18 protein-coding genes are annotated in these 17,987 nt (G+C 69.9%); 8 read left to right on the top strand and 10 right to left on the bottom strand.

Features of this window, described 5'->3' with window-relative positions:
- Positions 1-11: 11 nt before the first annotated feature.
- Positions 12-1,181 (bottom strand): HpcH/HpaI aldolase/citrate lyase family protein, encoded by a 1,170-nt coding sequence (locus tag ACZ67Q_RS20410; protein WP_471183905.1) that lies wholly within the window; start codon positions 1,179-1,181, stop codon positions 12-14.
- 189 nt (positions 1,182-1,370) lie between these two features.
- Between ACZ67Q_RS20410 and ACZ67Q_RS20405 the strand changes: the two genes are divergently transcribed.
- Complete coding sequence (locus ACZ67Q_RS20405) at positions 1,371-2,192, top strand: TerD family protein (protein WP_471183903.1); 822 nt, start codon at positions 1,371-1,373, stop codon at positions 2,190-2,192.
- Between the two features lie 11 nt (positions 2,193-2,203).
- Here the strand turns inward: ACZ67Q_RS20405 and ACZ67Q_RS20400 are convergent, their stop codons facing one another.
- The 6 genes from ACZ67Q_RS20400 to ACZ67Q_RS20375 all read right to left on the bottom strand — a co-directional run bounded on the left by ACZ67Q_RS20400 (position 2,204) and on the right by ACZ67Q_RS20375 (position 6,795).
- Positions 2,204-2,941, bottom strand: a complete 738-nt coding sequence (locus ACZ67Q_RS20400; RefSeq protein ID WP_471183900.1) for a TerD family protein — start codon at positions 2,939-2,941, stop codon at positions 2,204-2,206.
- A 103-nt stretch (positions 2,942-3,044) separates the two neighbouring features.
- Positions 3,045-4,190 carry a DUF475 domain-containing protein gene (locus tag ACZ67Q_RS20395; RefSeq protein ID WP_471183898.1) on the bottom strand — a complete coding sequence of 382 codons (1,146 nt, stop codon included), beginning with the start codon at positions 4,188-4,190 and terminating at the stop codon, positions 3,045-3,047.
- 80 nt (positions 4,191-4,270) lie between these two features.
- Complete coding sequence (locus ACZ67Q_RS20390) at positions 4,271-4,849, bottom strand: TerD family protein (RefSeq protein ID WP_471183896.1); 579 nt, start codon at positions 4,847-4,849, stop codon at positions 4,271-4,273.
- 108 nt (positions 4,850-4,957) lie between these two features.
- Positions 4,958-5,533, bottom strand: coding sequence for a calcium homeostasis/redox stress adaptation protein (locus ACZ67Q_RS20385; RefSeq protein WP_471183894.1), 576 nt, complete (start codon positions 5,531-5,533; stop codon positions 4,958-4,960).
- A 236-nt stretch (positions 5,534-5,769) separates the two neighbouring features.
- Positions 5,770-6,228 carry a peroxiredoxin gene (locus ACZ67Q_RS20380; RefSeq protein WP_471183892.1) on the bottom strand — a complete coding sequence of 153 codons (459 nt, stop codon included), beginning with the start codon at positions 6,226-6,228 and terminating at the stop codon, positions 5,770-5,772.
- 129 nt (positions 6,229-6,357) lie between these two features.
- Positions 6,358-6,795, bottom strand: a complete 438-nt coding sequence (locus ACZ67Q_RS20375; protein ID WP_361631961.1) for a DUF3052 domain-containing protein — start codon at positions 6,793-6,795, stop codon at positions 6,358-6,360.
- 399 nt (positions 6,796-7,194) lie between these two features.
- On the opposite strand from ACZ67Q_RS20375, the gene aceE reads away from it, so the two are divergent.
- Complete coding sequence (gene aceE / locus ACZ67Q_RS20370; protein ID WP_471183890.1) at positions 7,195-9,942, top strand: pyruvate dehydrogenase (acetyl-transferring), homodimeric type; 2,748 nt, start codon at positions 7,195-7,197, stop codon at positions 9,940-9,942.
- Between the two features lie 95 nt (positions 9,943-10,037).
- Positions 10,038-10,793, top strand: coding sequence for an ion channel (locus tag ACZ67Q_RS20365; protein WP_471183887.1), 756 nt, complete (start codon positions 10,038-10,040; stop codon positions 10,791-10,793).
- A 77-nt stretch (positions 10,794-10,870) separates the two neighbouring features.
- Here the strand turns inward: ACZ67Q_RS20365 and ACZ67Q_RS20360 are convergent, their stop codons facing one another.
- Together ACZ67Q_RS20360 and ACZ67Q_RS20355 are read right to left on the bottom strand one after the other, a co-directional pair.
- Positions 10,871-11,182 carry a small hydrophobic protein gene (locus tag ACZ67Q_RS20360; protein ID WP_471183885.1) on the bottom strand — a complete coding sequence of 104 codons (312 nt, stop codon included), beginning with the start codon at positions 11,180-11,182 and terminating at the stop codon, positions 10,871-10,873.
- Positions 11,183-11,490: 308 nt separating this feature from the next.
- Positions 11,491-13,113 carry an MFS transporter gene (locus tag ACZ67Q_RS20355; protein ID WP_471183882.1) on the bottom strand — a complete coding sequence of 541 codons (1,623 nt, stop codon included), beginning with the start codon at positions 13,111-13,113 and terminating at the stop codon, positions 11,491-11,493.
- A gap of 113 nt (positions 13,114-13,226) precedes the next feature.
- On the opposite strand from ACZ67Q_RS20355, the gene ACZ67Q_RS20350 reads away from it, so the two are divergent.
- From ACZ67Q_RS20350 to ACZ67Q_RS20340, 3 genes are all read left to right on the top strand, one after another.
- Positions 13,227-13,886 carry a TetR family transcriptional regulator gene (locus ACZ67Q_RS20350; protein WP_471183880.1) on the top strand — a complete coding sequence of 220 codons (660 nt, stop codon included), beginning with the start codon at positions 13,227-13,229 and terminating at the stop codon, positions 13,884-13,886.
- Positions 13,887-13,967: 81 nt separating this feature from the next.
- Positions 13,968-15,185, top strand: a complete 1,218-nt coding sequence (locus tag ACZ67Q_RS20345) for an alpha/beta hydrolase (protein ID WP_471183878.1) — start codon at positions 13,968-13,970, stop codon at positions 15,183-15,185.
- A gap of 66 nt (positions 15,186-15,251) precedes the next feature.
- Positions 15,252-16,097: a DUF4429 domain-containing protein gene (locus tag ACZ67Q_RS20340; RefSeq protein WP_471183875.1), complete on the top strand. Its 846-nt coding sequence runs from the start codon at positions 15,252-15,254 to the stop codon at positions 16,095-16,097.
- Here ACZ67Q_RS20340 and ACZ67Q_RS20335 read toward each other — a convergent pair.
- Positions 16,066-16,560: a MerR family transcriptional regulator gene (locus tag ACZ67Q_RS20335; protein ID WP_471183873.1), complete on the bottom strand. Its 495-nt coding sequence runs from the start codon at positions 16,558-16,560 to the stop codon at positions 16,066-16,068. The two genes, ACZ67Q_RS20340 and ACZ67Q_RS20335, sit on opposite strands and share 32 nt — an antisense overlap.
- Before the next feature lie 96 nt (positions 16,561-16,656).
- On the opposite strand from ACZ67Q_RS20335, the gene ACZ67Q_RS20330 reads away from it, so the two are divergent.
- The gene (locus ACZ67Q_RS20330; RefSeq protein ID WP_471183871.1) at positions 16,657-17,124 is read left to right on the top strand and encodes a GNAT family N-acetyltransferase; all 468 of its coding nucleotides are present in this window, start codon (positions 16,657-16,659) and stop codon (positions 17,122-17,124) included.
- Between the two features lie 18 nt (positions 17,125-17,142).
- Positions 17,143-17,961: a serine hydrolase domain-containing protein gene (locus ACZ67Q_RS20325; protein WP_471183868.1), complete on the top strand. Its 819-nt coding sequence runs from the start codon at positions 17,143-17,145 to the stop codon at positions 17,959-17,961.
- Positions 17,962-17,987 lie beyond the last annotated feature (26 nt).

The raw sequence follows: 17,987 nt of genomic DNA, 5'->3' as shown, positions 1-17,987 counted from the left end.
CCGTCCCTGTGTCATCGGCCGGTTATGCCGGCGGCGAGCAGTTCCACGAAGCTGACGCCCTCGTCCGCGACGCCGAAGACCTCGGCGCGCAGCAGGGTCCGCTCGGCCCAGGCGCGGTGCGGCTTCACTTCGTTCATCTTGTTCGTGTAGGCCGACCTGAGAACACCCCCGCCGCCGCGTTCTGGCTTGAGGATGTCCTGGGCGTCGCTGTACTCCTCGTGGCTGACGACGGACAGCGCGTGCACGGGCAGCACGTGGGAGGGGTGGATGCAGGTCTTGCCGAGCAGGCCGTTGGCCTGGTCGAGGGAGATCTCCCGCAGCAGTCCGTCCATGGCGTGCTCGATCAGTCTCTCGCGCAGTTCGACGGCCTGCCCCTCCAGGAAGGGGCTGGTGCGCAGCATCGGCTTGAACATGCGTTCGGAGACGCGGAAGTACTCCCAGACGGGGCCGGTGACGGTGAAGCCGGTGCCGTCGGCGCGGGCCAGCATGTTCACGACGTCGCCGATGACGGAGGCGACGATCTGGACGTCGTAGGCGGTCATGTCGGGGGCGCGGCGCAGGCCGTAGCTGGAGCAGAAGTCGGTGACGCCGAGGCGCAGGGCGAGGACGCGGTCGCGGTACTTGTCGACGGCGCGGAAGATGCCCTCGAGGGTCTCCACGCGGGATTCGCGGTAGAGCAGCTCGGGGGATTCGAGGACCGGCATGGCGAACAGGCGGCGGCCGCTGTCGGCCTCGGCGAGGGCGAGGGCCTCGAGGAAGGGGATGCCGCGTTCCTCGGTGAACTTGGGCAGTACGAATCCGGACAGCAGGCGTACGGTCGGGCCGAGGCGGCGTACCAGGTCGGGGATCTGGCGGGGGGTGCGGACCCGGATGAACAGCAGGGGACGGTCGCCGTCCGGGAGGGCGGCGAGGTCGGCGAACTGGCGGACGAGGTTGTCCTCGCCGTGCGCGACGTCGTCGTCGCCGATGGAGTCCTCCAGGCACAGCACCATGGAGACGACTCCGCGGGCGGCCTGCTTGACGATGTCGTCGGCCAGGCGGGGGCGGGTCGCCGGGCTGTACAGGGTGGCACCGAGGGCCGCGGAGAGCAGCCGGGCCGGGGAGTCGGTGGTGAACTCGCAGGGCTGGCGGTGGAACAGGCGCTCTCGCAGCTCAGGGGCGATGTGCCCGAAATGACGCATGTATCTCCCCCGGGGCGCAGGATTCTGGCCTGTGGTTGCGGTAAAAGGTGGCCGGTAATAGTACGTACGGATCCATGTCCGGAGTTCCCGCGGGGCATGAATTTCCGGTAACGCGCCCGAGGCAGCGCTGGGTCGGCGCGGGGCCACCCCGCGTTGTCGTGGACAGGACTCAGAAGGCAGGATGACGGCATGACGCACGCGATGCTGAAGGGGTCGAACGTCCCCGTCGAGGCCACGACGGTCCGTGCCGTGCTGCGCTGGTCGCCGGGGCAGGACGTGCCGGACGTGGACGCCTCGGCGCTGCTGCTGGGCTCCGGCGGCCGTGTGCGCTCGGACGAGGACTTCGTGTTCTACAACCAGCCCCGGCATCCGTCGGGGGCGGTGTGGCGGCTGGGCAAGAAGCGGCTGGCCGAGGGGCTGACCGACACGATCCAGACGGACCTCACGGGGGTGGAGGCGGGGGTCTCGCGCATTCTGCTGGTCGCGTCGGCGGACGGGGTCGCCTTCGACCGGGTGCGGGACTTGAGCATCCTGGTGTACGACGCGGCGGCGGACGGTGAGGCGCTGGCGTCCTTCACGATCCGGCCGGAGACCGGCGAGGAGACGGCGCTGATCTGCGGGGAGCTGTACCGGCGGGGCGAGGGCTGGAAGTTCCGCGCGCTCGGCGAGGGCTATTCCAACGGCCTGAAGGGCCTGGCGACGGACTTCGGCATCTCGGTGGACGAGTCGGAGGAGCCGGCAGGGGACGAGCCGGCGGCCACCGCACCGCCGTCCCAGCCCCTGCCTCCGGAGACGCCGTCGGCGGTGCCGACCCAGCCGGGCTACGGCTACCCGCAGCAGCCCCCGCCCACGGCCCCGCTGCAGCCGGCGTACGGCTATCCGCAGCCGGACAGCCGGCCGGCGTACGGCTATCCCCCGGCGGCGGACGGCTACGGCTATCCGCAGCCGGTGACCGCCCCGGACCCGGACTTCCGCCTGCCGCCGATGGGCCCGCAGTTCGTCGGACGCTGACGCGGCCGGACTTACCGCTCGGCCTTGGCCTTGTAGCCCCTGCCCCACTGCAGCCCCCAGCCGTACAGCCGGTCGATCTCGCCCTGGAAGCCGTACACGAACTTCACCTCGCGCCGGACGAGAAGTTCCCCCTTCACGTTCTCGATCATCACGACGGCGCAGGAGCGGGCCTGCGGGTGCCGTTCGTCGAGTCCGATCTCGATCCGCGGCCCGTTGCTGGGGTACAGGGTGACGATGGCGTGCGTACGGTCGAAGGCGGGCGTCTGGTCGTAGATGTAGACGAAGACCAGCAGCCGTTTGATGTCCTCCCGGTGGTCGAGGTTGACGTACATCGTCTCCCCCGACCCGGACCCGAACCGGTCGTCGCCGCTGAGTTTGACGTACGGCGGTGCGTTGACGTCGCCGAGATAGCCGCCCAGCGGCTGGACGACCCCCTTCGTGCCGTCGGTCAGCTCGTACAGGCAGCCCAGGTCGAGGTCGACGTTGACCATGGACTGGCTGTGTTCGAGCACCTCCGGCGGCTTGAGCGCCTGGAAGGGGTGGCGCAGCAGGCTTTCGCGCTGGGAGCCGCCGATGTCGGAGGTGCGCATGCGCCAGGCCAGGTTGATCCGCAGGTTGCCGGTGGCAGCGCCCTGTTTGGTGAGCGAGACCTGGCGGTGCCGTTTGGTCAGCTCGATGGCGTTGGTCGCGGCGTTGCCCGAGTCGAAGTCGGCGGCGCGTCCGCCGAGCAGCCCGTCGAAGAGTCCCATTCCCGCCCCCAGGTGTCACAGCACAGACCGGCGGGACGGCCGTCGGGAGGAGTCGTCCTCCGCAGCCGCCCCGCCGTGAAGCGTTCCCTCGCCGGGGAGGTCGTCACACCCCGGAGGGGACCTCCGTCTTGTCGTCGGAGCCGGCGTCTCCCCCGGCCGCCGCGAGCGCCTTGTTGCGGCGCACGGAGGACCAGAAGGACCAGGCGATCAGGACGACGCCGACCAGGCCGGTGATGACCTCGTTGATCTCGTACTGGATGGTGACCATGAGGATCACCGCGAGGGCGCCGATGGCGTAGTGGGCGCCGTGCTCCAGGTAGACGTAGTCGTCGAGGGTGCCCTGGCGGACCAGGTAGACGGTGAGCGAGCGGACGTACATCGCGCCGATGCCGAGGCCGAGGGCCATCAGGACGATGTCGTTGGTGATGGCGAAGGCGCCGATCACGCCGTCGAAGGAGAAGGACGCGTCCAGGACCTCGAGGTAGAGGAACATGAAGAACGCGGCCTGGCCGGCCAGGACGATCGCCGGCTTCTGTTTGCCGCTGCGGGCGGCTTCTTCCTCCTCCTCGTGCTCGCGTTCCTCCTCTTCCTCCAGCTTGTCCTCGAAGTAGCCGGACAGGCCGCCCACGACCATGTAGGTGATCAGACCGGCGATGCCGGCGATCAGGACCGTCTGCGCCTTGTCGACGTGCGCGCCGCCGTGCTGGTGGGCGTGGGTGGCGAAGGTGAAGGAGGTGATCAGCAGGACGATCAGGGAGATGCAGACCGACAGCATGTCGACCTTGCCGAGCTTGGCAAGCGGCCGCTCGATCCAGCGCAGCCACTGGATGTCCCGGTCCTCGAAGATGAAGTCGAGGAAGATCATCAGCAGGAACATGCCACCGAACGCGGCGATCGCCGGGTGGGCGTCGGTGACCAGCTGCTGGTAGCGGTCCTTGTTGTTGAGCGCGAGGTCCACGGCCTCCAGGGGGCCCATCTTGGCGCTGATCGCGACGATGACGACCGGGAAGACCAGGCGCATGCCGAAGACCGCGATGAGGACGCCGACGGTGAGGAAGATCTTCTGCCAGAAGGCGCTCATCTTCTTCAGGATTCCGGCGTTGACCACCGCGTTGTCGAAGGACAGCGAGATCTCCAGGACGGAGAGGATCGCCACGATGCCGAAGGCCTCCCACCCCCCGTAGAAGACCGCCGCGACCAGGCCGAGCGCGGTGACCGCGAACGACCAGCCGAAGGTTTTCAGAAGCACTGGCTACCCAATCCTGTGTCCGGGGGTCCCCCCGAGCGAGGCGAAGGGGGGAGCGTTCGCTCCCCGCGCCGCACTCGGCTTTACGAAACGTTGACCCCGAAGTCTAGAGCGATGCCCCGGAGCCCCGACGCGTACCCCTGTCCCACGGCCCGGAACTTCCATTCGCCCTGGTATCGGTAGACCTCGCCGAAGATCATGGCCGTCTCGGTGGAGGCGTCCTCGCTCAGGTCGTAGCGGGCGAGTTCCTGGCCGTCGGCCTGGTTGACGACGCGGATGAAGGCGTTGGAGACCTGGCCGAAGGTCTGGCCGCGCTCGTCGGCCATGTGGATGGAGACCGGGAAGACGATCTTCTCGCAGCGGGCCGGGACCTTCGCGAGGTCGACCAGGACCGATTCGTCGTCGCCCTCGCCCTCACCGGTGAGGTTGTCGCCGGTGTGCTCCACCGAGCCGTCCGGGCTCTTGAGCTGGTTGTAGAAGACGAACCACTCGTCGCCCAGGACCCGGTTGCCGGCGTCGCACAGCAGGGCGCTGGCGTCGAGGTCGAACGGCGCGCCGGTGGTGGAGCGCGCGTCCCAGCCGAGTCCGACCATGATGTGGGTGAGGTTCGGTGCGGCCTTGGACAGGGAGACGTTGCCCCCCTTGGCGAGCGTGACGCCCATGATGCTGGTCCTCCCCTGGTGGTGCCTGTGTGGTTGTCCTGCGCGTCCGGCGCCGCGCGCAAACCGCGCGGCGCCGGACGGTGACGTTCAGGCGGTGGTTCGTTCTGCTCAGACGTTCACGCCGAAGTCCTGCGCGATGCCGCGCAGACCCGAGGCGTAGCCCTGGCCGATGGCGCGGAACTTCCACTCCGCGCCGTGCCGGTAGAGCTCGCCGAAGACCATCGCCGTCTCGGTGGAGGCGTCCTCGCTCAGGTCGTAGCGGGCGATCTCCTGCTCGTTGGCCTGGTTGACGACGCGGATGAAGGCGTTGCGCACCTGCCCGAAGGACTGCTGGCGGTTCTCGGCGTCGTAGATGGAGACCGGGAAGACGATCTTCTCGACGTCCGCCGGGACGCCGACGAGGTTGATCTTGATCTGCTCGTCGTCGCCCTCGCCCTCACCGGTGATGTTGTCGCCCGTGTGCTCCACGGAGCCGTCCGGGCTCTTGAGGTTGTTGAAGAAGACGAAGTGCTGGTCGCTGGCGACCTTGCCGGAGTTGTTGAGCAGCAGCGCGCTGGCGTCGAGGTCGAAGTCGGTGCCGGTGGTGGTGCGCACGTCCCAGCCCAGACCGACGATGACCGCGGTCAGGCCCGGGGCCTCCTTCGTCAGCGATACGTTGCCGCCCTTGCTGAGGCTGACTCCCACGAGTCCTCCATTGGTGTTCGGGGGCGGGGAGCCCCGTCGTGCTGTGACATCGGATCAACGAACCGATCCTAGTGACGGGTTCCCGCACCACGCAGGCCCTGGCACCGAACAATCGCCGGGTGTCGGCCCGGATCAGAGGGTGCCGGGGGCCTCGCGGCGTACCGAGGGCCTCGCAGGGCGCCAGGGACCTCAGGCCGAGGGCCTCAGAGGGTGTCGAGGGCCTCAGGCCGAGGGCCTCAGAGGGTGTCGAGGGCCTTGACGTACTCGTTCAGGTCCCGGGCGTCGGGCAGGGCGTTGACGACGCTCCAGCGCACGACGCCCTCCCGGTCGATGACGAAGGTGCCGCGCACCGCGCAGCCCTTGTCCTCGGCGAAGACGCCGTAGGCGCGCGAGACCTCGCCGTGCGGCCAGAAGTCGCTGAGCAGCGGGTACTCCAGGCCTTCCTGCTCGGCGAAGACGCGCAGGGTGTGGATGGAGTCGTTGGAGACGGCGAGCACCTGGGTGTCGCGGTCGGAGAACTGCGGCAGGTTGTCGCGGACCTCGCACAGCTCGCCCGTGCACACGCCGGTGAAGGCGAACGGGTAGAAGATCAGGACGACGTTCTTGCTGCCGCGGAAGTCGGACAGCTTCACGGTCCGGCCGTGGTTGTCCTTCAGCTCGAAGTCGGGGGCCTTGTCGCCGACCTGGATCGCCATCGTCGTTACGTCCCTTTCGGTGCGCTGTTCGGGTGAGAACGCTCGGTACCACCCTACGAGGCGATCACCCGGGGACGACGGCAGGCCTGCGGGCGGGCCGGCGTCGGCCGGCCCGCCCGGGCTCTTCAGTCACCGCTTCGACTTGGCCGCCTTCGGCGTGGCCAGACGGCTGCCGCTCCAGTCCTTGCCCACGCTGACGCTCTTGGACGCCGTCAGCCCTGCCGTGGTGGCGGCTTCCGAGATGTCGCTGGGCTCGACGTATCCCGAACGGCCGGTCTTCGGCGTGAGGAGCAGGATCGCCCCGCCCTCCTCGATGTACGTGGTGGCATCCACCAGCGCATCCGTCAGGTCGCCGTCGTCGTCACGGAACCACAGCACAACGGCGTCGGCCACGTCGTCGTAGTCCTCGTCCATCAGGTCGCCCTCGATGGCTTCCTCGATGGCCTCGCGGAGCTCCTGGTCGACGTCGTCGTCGTAGCCGATCTCCTGGACCACCTGCCCGGGCTGGAACCCCAGCCTGCCGGCAGGGTTCGTCCGCTCCTCCGCGTGGTCCGCGGTCGCGCTCACGGGTTGCCTCCTGATCATGTTTTGGTGAATTTCTCAGCCACGCGCGTGCGCGAAGCATTGGCCGTAGTCCACACGGGCGGGACGGATCGCGCAAGTACCCGGCGGTTCGGACCGCCGAAACGGTGACGTTCCTGGCCGTGTCGCCGCAACTTACGGCACAGGATCTCAGACCCGGGTGATGCGCACCACACCTTTCTGCCCCCTTTGGGCGTTTGGGAACCACGTGTGGGTACGAGACTCGAATGAGTTTCCCACCCCGGCCGACCCGTGGATTACCTCGCGGTAGTGACGGCGTCGGAGATGACGTGCGCCCCGCCCGGGGTGGACGATGGGGTCGGCGGCAACACGGCCCTTTGGACAGGTCCCTTTCGACAGGTCCCTCGACAGGTAAGGATCAGCGTGGCTTCCGGATCCGATCGCACCCCGATCATCATTGGCGGCCTTCCGAGTCAGGTCCCCGACTTCGACCCCGAAGAGACCCAGGAGTGGCTCGACTCGCTCGACGCCGCCATCGACGAGCGCGGCCGGGAGCGGGCGCGCTATCTGATGCTGCGGCTGATCGAGCGGGCCCGCGAGAAGCGCGTGGCCGTGCCCGAGATGCGCAGCACGGACTACGTCAACACGATCGCCACCAAGGACGAGCCGTTCTTCCCCGGCAACGAGGAGATCGAGCGCAAGGTCCTCAACGCCACCCGCTGGAACGCGGCCGTGATGGTCTCGCGCGCCCAGCGCCCGGGCATCGGCGTCGGCGGGCACATCGCCACGTTCGCCTCCTCCGCCTCGCTCTACGACGTGGGCTTCAACCACTTCTTCCGCGGCAAGGACGAGGGCGACGGCGGCGACCAGGTCTTCTTCCAGGGCCACGCCTCGCCGGGCATCTACGCACGCGCGTACCTGCTCGACCGGCTCAGCGCGGAGCAGCTGGACGGCTTCCGCCAGGAGAAGTCGAAGGCTCCGAACGCCCTGTCCAGCTACCCGCACCCGCGCTCGATGCCGGACTTCTGGGAGTTCCCGACGGTCTCCATGGGCCTCGGCCCGATCGGGGCGATCTACCAGGCGCGCATGAACCGCTACATGGAGGCGCGGGGCATCGCCGACACGTCCAGGTCGCATGTGTGGGCGTTCCTCGGCGACGGCGAGATGGACGAGCCGGAGTCGCTGGGACAGCTGTCCATCGCCGCGCGCGAGGGCCTGGACAACCTGACCTTCGTGGTGAACTGCAACCTGCAGCGCCTGGACGGGCCCGTGCGCGGCAACGGCAAGATCATCCAGGAGCTGGAGTCGGTCTTCCGGGGCGCCGGCTGGAACGTGATCAAGCTGATCTGGGACCGCAGCTGGGACCCGCTGCTCGCCCAGGACCGCGACGGCGTGCTGGTCAACCGGATGAACACGACCCCGGACGGCCAGTTCCAGACGTACGCCACCGAGTCCGGTTCGTACATCCGCGAGCACTTCTTCGGTGACGACCACCGGCTGCGCGCGATGGTCGAGAACATGACCGACGACCAGATCCTGCATCTGGGCCGCGGCGGCCACGACCACCGCAAGATCTACGCGGCGTTCAAGGCTGCCAAGGAGCACAAGGGCCAGCCGACGGTCATCCTGGCCAAGACGATCAAGGGCTGGACGCTGGGGCCGAACTTCGAGGGCCGCAACGCCACGCACCAGATGAAGAAGCTGACGGTCGACGACCTCAAGGGCTTCCGTGACCGGCTGCACCTGCCGATCTCCGACAAGGAGCTGGAGAGCGGTGCCCCGCCCTACTACCACCCGGGGCGGGACAGCGAGGAGATCCAGTACATGCACGACCGGCGCAAGTCGCTCGGCGGGTACGTGCCGACCCGGGTCGTGCGCTCCCAGCCCCTCGCGCTGCCGGACGACAAGACGTACGCGACGGTGAAGAAGGGGTCGGGTCAGCAGTCGATCGCCACGACCATGGCGTTCGTACGGCTGCTCAAGGACCTCATGCGGGACAAGGAACTCGGCAAGCGGTTCGTCCTGATCGCGCCGGACGAGTACCGCACGTTCGGCATGGACTCCTTCTTCCCGAGTGCGAAGATCTACAACCCGCTCGGCCAGCAGTACGAGTCGGTGGACCGCGAGCTGCTGCTCGCCTACAAGGAGTCGCCGACCGGCCAGATGCTGCACGACGGCATCTCGGAGGCAGGCTGCACGGCGTCGCTGATCGCGGCCGGCTCGGCGTACGCCACGCACGGCGAGCCGCTGATCCCGGTGTACGTCTTCTACTCGATGTTCGGTTTCCAGCGCACCGGCGACCAGTTCTGGCAGATGGCCGACCAGCTGTCGCGCGGTTTCGTGCTGGGCGCGACCGCCGGCCGTACGACCCTGACCGGTGAGGGCCTGCAGCACGCGGACGGCCATTCGCAGCTGCTGGCCTCGACGAACCCGGCGTGCGTGGCGTACGACCCGGCCTTCGGGTTCGAGATCGCGCACATCGTCAAGGACGGCCTGCGCCGGATGTACGGCAGCTCCGAGGAGCACCCGCACGGCGAGGACGTCTTCTACTACCTCACCGTCTACAACGAGCCCATCCGGCATCCGGCCGAGCCGGAGAACGTCGACGCCGAGGGCATCGTCAAGGGCATCTACCGGTTCGCCGAAGGCACGGACGGCTCGATCCCGGCGCAGATCATGGCCTCCGGTGTGGCGCTGCCGTGGGCGATCGAGGCGCAGAAGATCCTCGCCGAGGAGTGGAACGTCAAGGCCGACGTGTGGTCGGCGACGTCCTGGAACGAGCTGCGCCGCGAGGCGGTGGCCTGCGAGGAGCACAACCTGCTGCACCCGGAGGAGGAGCAGCTGGTGCCCTATGTGACCCGCAAGCTGTCCGGGGCGCAGGGGCCGTTCGTGGCCGTCTCCGACTGGATGCGGTCGGTGCCGGACCAGATCGCGCGGTGGGTGCCGGGCACGTACCAGTCGCTCGGCGCGGACGGGTTCGGCTTCGCCGACACCCGGGGCGCGGCCCGGCGGTTCTTCCACATCGACGCGCAGTCGGTCGTGGTGGCGGTGCTGACCGAGCTGGCGCGCGAGGGCAGGATCGACCGGTCGGTGCTCAAGCAGGCCGTCGACCGGTACCAGCTGCTGGACGTCACGGCGGCGGACCCGGGGGCGGCGGGCGGCGACGCGTAACCCCCTCCCGGCCTTCAGCGCGGTCTTCGGGGCGGCCCTCAGGGCGGTGGAGCTCGAGTCTCCACCGCCCTTATCCGTTCTTTACGATGCGTTGCATGGACGCACAATCGGCGCAGGTCCGCCAGGCTCGCCAGGCCCACTGGGAGCAGCGCACCCAGCGGCCGTTGCTGGCGCTCGCCGTGCTGTTCGCCGTCGCCTACGCCGTGCCGATCGTGGACAGCTCGGCCGAACGGACGGTGATCGTCGCCTGCACGGTCGCCGAGTGGGTGGTGTGGGGGGCGTTCGCCACCGACTACCTCGTCCGGCTGGCGCTCGCCCCGGACCGGATGCGGTTCGTGCGCAGGCACTGGCTGGACCTGTGCGCGGTGGTGGTGCCGGTGCTGCAACCGCTGCGGCTGCTGCGGATCGTCGCGACGCTGCTGCTGGTGGGGCGGCGGGCGCGGATGGCGAACCAGATCCGGCTCACGACCTATGTCGTCGGGGCGGTCGTCGGACTGCTGATGTTCGGGTCGCTGGCGGTGCTCTCGGTGGAGCGGTCGGCTCCGCACGGGAACATCCGGACGCTGGGTGACGCGCTGTGGTGGTCGTTCACGACGATGACGACCGTGGGGTACGGGGATCACGCGCCGACGACCGGACTGGGGCGGTTGATCGCGGTCGGGCTGATGCTGTCCGGGATCGCGCTGCTCGGTGTGGTGACGGCGAACATCGCGGCGTGGTTCATCGCGCGGTTCGAGAAGGACGACGTGGAGGAGCGGCGCCAGACGGAGGCGATCGAGTCGCTGACCGAGGAGGTCCGGGCGCTGCGGGCCGAGGTGGCCGAGCTGCGGGCGCTGTCGGGGCGGAGGTGACGGTGCGACCGGCGCGGTCCGTCCGTGCATGGGTGGGCCCCCGGCCGGTGCCAGGGGTCCTTCCCTTTTCTCCCCGGTTACAGCATGCCGTTGCCCGGGGTGGCCGCTCCGACCAGCCACAGGATGGCCAGGAGCGTGTCGATGGCGCCCAGGACGAAGGCGACCAGGGCCGGGGTCTGGCGCGAGGCGCCTGACCAGGTGCGGCCCAGAGCGAGCCATCCGCAGGCCATCGCCGCGGGACCGAGGACGATCCCCAGGGTGAAGAAGCCGGCGAGAGCGCAGATGGCGCCGATGATTCCGAGCGTCGCGCGGTCCGGCCCGGTCCGTGACCACATCCGGCCACGTGACCGGGGGTACCCGCGCGTTCCGTTGCCGAAGCTCGCCATCATCAACTCCCAGAACCCCGGGGTCAGTTGGAGTGCTTCGGGGTTCTGTCGCTTCGGGTAACCCCGCTTGGCGCGGTCATGCCGCCGGGAGTTCGGATTTCAAGAAAAAACCCGGGCGCCGGCGCGCTGTCCCCCTCCGGCAGCGCGGCGACGTCCGGGCCCGCCTTCCGGCAGGCGCGCACATGCCGGGCGAAGATGCCCGGCGAACGTGCCGTACCGGAAGGCTTGACCCACTGTGACGTAGGCCCGGCGCCGGAGGGGCGGGATCCTGCGCGCTGTCACCCTGATGAGCGAATGTCCCTGACGTTGTGTCAGATGTGTGCCGCTCCCGCGCCCGCCTCGGCGTTCTCGCCGCGCTTGGTGAGAAAGGCGACGAAGACCGCCACCACGGCCACGCCGGCGGCGACCAGCGACGCCAGGCTCATGCCGGAGATGAAAGTGTCGTGCGCGACGCCGGCGATCTTCTCGCCGATCTGCGCCGGGGTGCCCGGCGGGACCGGGGCCACGCCCACCTGGACGGCCTCGGAGGCCTGACCGAGCTGCTGCGGCGTGAGCGGCGGCAGACCGGCGTCCTTCCAGTTGACGGGCAGGTCGCTGTCGACCTTGGAGGCCATCACGGCGCCCAGCACCGCCGTACCGAGGCTGCCGCCGATCTGCATCGCGGCCTGCTGGAGACCGCCGGCGACGCCGGACAGCTCCATGGGCGCGTTGCCGACGATGACCTCGGTGGCGCCGACCATCACCGGGGCGAGGCCGAGACCGAGCAGGGCGAACCAGAGCGACATCAGACCGCTGCCGGTGTCCACCTTCAGCGTCGACATGCCGTACATCGCGACCGCGGTGACGGCCATGCCGCCCGCCAGCGGGACACGCGGGCCCAGCTTGGTGATCAGCGCACCGGCCAGCGGCGAGCCGACGATCATCATTCCGGTGAGCGGCAGCAGGTGCAGGCCGGCGTCGATGGGGCTCATGCCGTGCACGTTCTGCAGGTAGAAGGTGACGAAGAACAGACCGCCCATGAAGGCGATGGCCATGAGGACCATCAGCACCACACCCGCGGACAGCGGCACGGAGCGGAAGAGCTTCAGCGGGATGAGCGGTTCGGCGACCTTGGTCTCCCACAGGGCGAAGAGGACGAAGCCGAGGGCCGACGCGCCGATGAACAGCCACGTCTTGCCGTCGCCCCAGCCCCACTCGGGGGCCTTGATCAGCGCCCACACCAGGCAGAACATCGCGCCGGACAGCAGCGCGATGCCGAGCAGGTCGAAGGAGCGCGGTGCGTTCTGCGCGCGGTGGTCGAGCAGGATCAGCAGGCCGAGGATCAGCGCGAGGGCACCGACCGGCACGTTGATGAAGAACACCGACTGCCAGCTGACGTGCTCGACGAGCACACCGCCGAGGATGGGGCCGCCGGCGGTGGAGGCGCCGATGACCATGCCCCAGATGCCGATCGCCATGTTCAGCTTCTCGGCCGGGAAGGTCGCCCGCAGCAGGCCCAGCGCGGCCGGCATCAGCAGCGCGCCGAACAGGCCCTGGAAGACGCGGAACGTCACGACGAGCGCGATGGAGTCGGACAGCCCGATCGCGCCCGAGGCGGCGGCGAAGCCGACGACACCGATCAGGAAGGTCTGGCGGTGGCCGAAGCGGTCACCGAGCTTGCCGGCCGTGATGAGCGAGACGGCGAGGGCCAGGAAGTAGCCGTTGGTGATCCACTGCACCTGCTGGAAGGTGGCGCCGAGATCCTTCTGGATCGCCGGGTTGGCGATGGCGACGATCGTGCCGTCGAGGGCCACCATCATGACGCCGACCGCGACGGTTATGAGGGTGAGCCACTGATGGCCGCGCAGGCCGCTGGCGCCCGGCGCCCGCCCCGACGCGTCCGACGGGCCGCCGCCCCCCGGTCCCGTCTTGTCGAGGGTGATCTGACTAGTCATGCGTTCGAGGCTAGTGACAGTCACTGACAATTGACAAACGGATTCACAAGTCGGTAACTGACACGACACTGACGGATAGCCTGAACTGGGGCAACCGTTGTCGAAGGAGGAATGTGGGCACGCTCGGGACCCCGCGCACGGCACCGCGGCCGGGGCTGCGCGAGATCAAGAAGCAGCGCACCCGGGACGCGCTGGTGCGGGCCGCCCTGGAGCTGTTCACCACCCAGGGCTACGACCGGACGACGGTCGACGAGATCGCCGAGGCCGTCGACGTCTCGCAGCGCACCTTCTTCCGCTACTTCGCGAGCAAGGAGGACGCCGCCCTCGCCCTGCAGGCCATGACGGAGGCGTACTTCCTGGAGGCCGTGCGCGCCCGCCCGCCGCACGAGACGCCGATGCAGGCGCTCCGGCAGGCCGTCGTGGAGGGCTGGGACCGGATCGGCGAGGCGCTCGAGGCGGTCGTCCCGGTCGAGCTGTATCTGCGCATGTACCGGATGATCGAGTCGACCCCCGTGCTGCTCGCCGCGCACCTGCGCCGCTCCGCCGAGACGGAGGACAAGATCGCGCGGGTACTGGCCGACCGCGAGGGCATCGACGTGGACGCCGACCCGCGGCCGCGGCTCGTGGTGGCCGTCTTCGGCGGGGTGATAAGGGTCACCGAACGCCAGTGGAGCGTGGGCGAGGACGGCAGCGTCGAGGCGATGCGCGAGCTCACGGCCCGGTACCTCGATCAGGTCGGGCCGGCCATCAGCGGCAACTGGCGCACCACCTGAACCCCGCGCCGCGTTTACGAAACGTGATCCCCGTCACTCGGTTCACGCGAGACCCTCTCGTTCTCCTAGTGTGTCCTCCCAGTGACTTCCTTCGACACCTCCCCACACCTGAACGTCTGGCGCATGCTGCTCGCGCTGGCCGTCGTCTTCGTGATGCTGGCGACCACCGGCTGGACGGCCCTGCGCCACGGGCCGGAGAGCACCGCGCTGCAGGCGTCGCTCTCGGACTGGGAGCGCGGCCGCATCGCAGGCCACCGGCTGCCCGACCCGGCCGCCGGTCCCGCCCGCCTCACCCGGTTCTTCACCTCGCTGACCGCGCAGGAGCGGGCGTCGCTCGCCCGCCGCTATCCGCTCGCCGTCGGCAACATGAACGGCGCCCCGCCCCAGCTGCGCTACCACGCCAACCGCGTCGCGCTCGCGCAGGCCGCGCACACCGAGCGCGACCGCATGCACGACACCCGGCTCAGCCGGGCCGGACAGCAGGCCGCGGGCAAGCGGATGCACCGGTACGAGTCGATGCTGCGCGACGGGCGGCAGATCCTCGCGTTCGACCCGGACGGCTCCGGCCGCGTCGCCGAGGTCTTCGGCGACCTCGACAAGGCCGAGCGCATCTCGGTGATCGTCCCGGGCGTCGACACCGACCTGCTCACCTTCCAGCGCACCTACCGCAAGTACTCGGCGCCGGTCGGCATGGCCGACTCCCTGTACGCCGCCGAGCGGGCGGCTAGCCCGTCGACCCGTACGGCCGTCATCGCCTGGGCCGACTACACCGCGCCCGCCGGTCTCGGCATCGACTCGGCGACCGCGATGCGCGCCCAGGACGGCGCCGTACGGCTGAACGCACTGGTCCGCGCGCTGCCCGGGCGCTCACCGGTCTCACTGTTCTGCCACAGCTACGGCTCCGTGGTGTGCGGGGTGGCCGCGCACGCACTGCCGGGCCGGGTGTCCGACATCGCGGTGGCTGGCAGCCCCGGCATGCGGGTGGCGAAGGCGGCGCATCTGGGCACCTCCGCCCGGGTGTGGGCGATGCGGGACGCCACCGACTGGATCCAGGACGTGCCGTACCTGGAGTTCGGCGGTCTCGGCCACGGCGCGGACCCGGTGTCGTCGGCGTTCGGCGCGCGCGTGCTGTCGGCGCGGGACGCCGAGGGACACGCCGGCTACTTCGAACCCGGCACGGACAGCGTGCGCAACTTCGCCGACATCGGGGTCGGCGCATATGACTCGGTGAGTTGCGGCGACGAGGACGGCGCCTGCCGGGTGGGTTTGTCCGGTGCCTCGATGGCCGGACGCGCGTAGAGACAGCAGGAAGTGCGGTCTGCGGGGGGATGGGCCGAAGAAGCGGAGCCGCTTACGATGAGCCGCATGGGTGACGTACTGGCCGGATTTCATGCCGCCTGGGAGTTCGAGTCCGACTCCGTGCTCATCCGTTACGAACGGGGGATCCGAACGCCGAAGCTGTTCCAGGCGCTCGGGGAGCGGCGTGTCCCGCTCTCGGCGCTGGAGTCGGTGACGCTGACGCCCGGCAAACGGGGCACGGTCGTCCTGCGCGCCGCACCGCGGCCCGGGGCCGATCCGCTGCTGGAGGCCGCCGACGGTCAGCTGAAGGAGGCCGGCGACCCCTACCGGCTGGTGCTGCCGGCCGAGAAGGAGACGCTCGCCGAGTACTACGCCGACGAGCTGCGCGGCCTGCTGACCGAATCCGGTCCGGCCGGGCGGTTCCTGGTCGAGGCGCCGGGGCCGCCGCGGGCGTTCAAGGCGTACGACGCGAAGGCGTCCTTCGACGGGACGACGGTACGTTTCCGCTGGTCGTGGACGGGAGCGTCGTCGGCGAAGTGGAAGGCCGGCGACCAGAGCTTCCCGGTCGAGGGCCTCAGCGGGGTGGAGTGGCGCTCCCCCGAGGTCTTCGAGGGGCACCTGCGGCTGATACCGCGGGAGGGCGACACCGCCCCGCCGCTCCAGCCGGACCAGGATCCGGCCGCGGTGGTGTTCGGGCTCGGCTACGGGCCGGTGCACGAATCGCTGCCGTTCGCGGCGGCGGTCCTGGCCGCGATACGGGAGTGCCGGCCGGCCGTGTCGGTGCCGGCCGCGCGGCGGGATCCCGCGGACATCGCCGAGCGGATCCGGCACCTGGGGGAGCTCCATCAGGCGGGGCTGGTGACGGACGAGGAGTTCTCCGTCAAGAAGGCGGAGCTGCTCTCCGAGCTGTAGCGCCGCCGTAGAAGCTGATCTTGCGGTCCAGTACCGCGAGGGTGTCGTGCAGTTCGGCGATCCTCGCCAGGACGTCCCGGCGGGTCGTCTCGAGCAGCTCCTGGCGCTCGGCGTACGTGCTCTCGCCCTCGCGCACCAGCTGCGCGTAGCGGACCATGTCGGCGACCGGCATGCCGGTCAGCCGCAGCTTGCCGACGAGGTCGAGCCAGTCCAGGTCGCGGTTGCTGTAGCGGCGCTGGCCGGTGTGCGAGCGGTCGATGTGGTCCATCAGCCCGATCCGCTCGTACCAGCGCAGGGTGTGGGCGGTCAGGCCGGTGAAGGCGACGACCTCGCTGATCGTGTAGCGGTCCTGTCCGTCGGGGCGGGGGTGGCGTGGCGGCGGGGCGGAACAGACGTCCCTTCGGGTGGCTGTGTCCTCGGTCCCCGTCAGGCGGGCCGCGGCTGTGCTCTGCATCACCGTCATGGCTCCCACGCTATGACGTTGGAGTGCACTCCAAGCAAGCGGATTCAGTAAGAAACCGGCGGGACAGAACCGCGTGATGTAAGTACCGTAGGCCCCATGAGCCTAGTACGCCGTGCCGTGCCGGAGGATGCCGGGGAACTGCTCCGGCTGCGCCAGGTGATGATCGACGCCGTACGGTCCGAGGCGGCAGCCGACTGGCACGCCGAGTCGCTGCCCGGGCTGCGGACGCGGCTGGCGGACCCGGACGGGGACTTCGCCGCCTTCGTCGTGGACCACCCCGAGCGGCCCGGCGCCCTGGCCGCGCTGGTCGTCGGCACGCTGGAGTACCGGATCGGGCGGGCGGGGCATCCGCGCGGCGTTGCCGGGTTCGTCTTCAGCGTGGCGACCGACCCGGACGCCCGGCGGCGCGGCTACGCGCGCGCCTGCATGGAGGAGCTGCTGGCGTGGTTCCGGGAACGGGGCGCGGGCTACGTGCACCTGACGGCGTCGGCCGAGGCGGAGCCGCTGTACGCGTCGATGGGCTTCGTCCGCAAGCCCGACCCCTTGATGGAGCTGACGCTGTGAGCGCTTAGGCTCGTCGGCATGTCGCTGAACAGCCTCGCGTTGATCGAGAACTGGCCGGTTCCCACCGCCGCGGCGGGCGTCGTACGGGCCGACGGGACCGTGCTCGGCACGCACGGGCCGGCCGACCGGCGCTTCCCGCTCGCCTCGGTGACCAAGCCGCTCGCGGCGTACGCCGTGCTCGTCGCCTACGAGGAGGGTGCGATCGAGCTGGACGAGCCGGCCGGGCCCGCCGGGTCGACGGTGCGGCATCTGCTGGCGCACACCTCGGGCCTCGCCTTCGACGAGCACCGGGTGACGGCCGCGCCAGGAGAGCGGCGGCTGTACTCCAACGCCGGGTTCGAGCAGCTGGGCGACCACGTGGCCAAGGCGACGGACATCCCGTTCGCGGAGTATCTGCGGCAGGCGGTGCTGGAGCCGCTCGGCATGACGGCGACCTCGCTGGAGGGTTCCCCGGCCAAGGACGGCGTGTCGACGGTCGCGGACCTGCTGCGCTTCGCCGCCGAGGTGCAGGCGCCGCGGCTGCTGGATCCGCGCACGGTCGCCGAGGCGATGACCGTCCAGTACCCGGGCACCAAGGGGGTGCTGCCGGGCTACGGGCACCAGAACCCGAACGACTGGGGTCTCGGCTTCGAGATCCGTGACGGCAAGTCGCCGCACTGGACGGGCGCTTCGTCGTCGCCGCGCACCTTCGGGCACTTCGGGCAGTCGGGGACGTTCGTGTGGATCGACCCGGACGCGGGCGCCGCGTGCGTGGCGCTGACGGACCGGGCCTTCGGACCGTGGGCGATCGAGGCGTGGCCGCCGTTCACGGACGCGGTGCGGGCGGAGCTGCGGTAGGCACTCCGGCCGGTCACCTGCGGCTG

Source organism: Streptomyces sp. NPDC036813, assembly GCF_055609245.1.
The sequence above is the reverse complement of the archived record's forward strand: the minus strand, read 5'-3'. Positions and strand labels throughout refer to the sequence as shown.

Coding starts and splice junctions, on each gene's coding strand:
- ACZ67Q_RS20410 (WP_471183905.1), bottom strand. CDS start 1,181: ATGCGTCATTTCGGGCACATCGCCCCTGAGCTGCGAGAGCGCCTGTTC.
- ACZ67Q_RS20405 (WP_471183903.1), top strand. CDS start 1,371: ATGACGCACGCGATGCTGAAGGGGTCGAACGTCCCCGTCGAGGCCACG.
- ACZ67Q_RS20400 (WP_471183900.1), bottom strand. CDS start 2,941: ATGGGACTCTTCGACGGGCTGCTCGGCGGACGCGCCGCCGACTTCGAC.
- ACZ67Q_RS20390 (WP_471183896.1), bottom strand. CDS start 4,849: ATGGGCGTCACGCTCGCCAAGGGGGGCAACGTCTCCCTGTCCAAGGCC.
- ACZ67Q_RS20380 (WP_471183892.1), bottom strand. CDS start 6,228: ATGGCGATCCAGGTCGGCGACAAGGCCCCCGACTTCGAGCTGAAGGAC.
- ACZ67Q_RS20365 (WP_471183887.1), top strand. CDS start 10,038: ATGGACGCACAATCGGCGCAGGTCCGCCAGGCTCGCCAGGCCCACTGG.
- ACZ67Q_RS20360 (WP_471183885.1), bottom strand. CDS start 11,182: ATGATGGCGAGCTTCGGCAACGGAACGCGCGGGTACCCCCGGTCACGT.
- ACZ67Q_RS20355 (WP_471183882.1), bottom strand. CDS start 13,113: ATGACTAGTCAGATCACCCTCGACAAGACGGGACCGGGGGGCGGCGGC.
- ACZ67Q_RS20340 (WP_471183875.1), top strand. CDS start 15,252: ATGGGTGACGTACTGGCCGGATTTCATGCCGCCTGGGAGTTCGAGTCC.
- ACZ67Q_RS20335 (WP_471183873.1), bottom strand. CDS start 16,560: ATGACGGTGATGCAGAGCACAGCCGCGGCCCGCCTGACGGGGACCGAG.
- ACZ67Q_RS20330 (WP_471183871.1), top strand. CDS start 16,657: ATGAGCCTAGTACGCCGTGCCGTGCCGGAGGATGCCGGGGAACTGCTC.
- ACZ67Q_RS20325 (WP_471183868.1), top strand. CDS start 17,143: ATGTCGCTGAACAGCCTCGCGTTGATCGAGAACTGGCCGGTTCCCACC.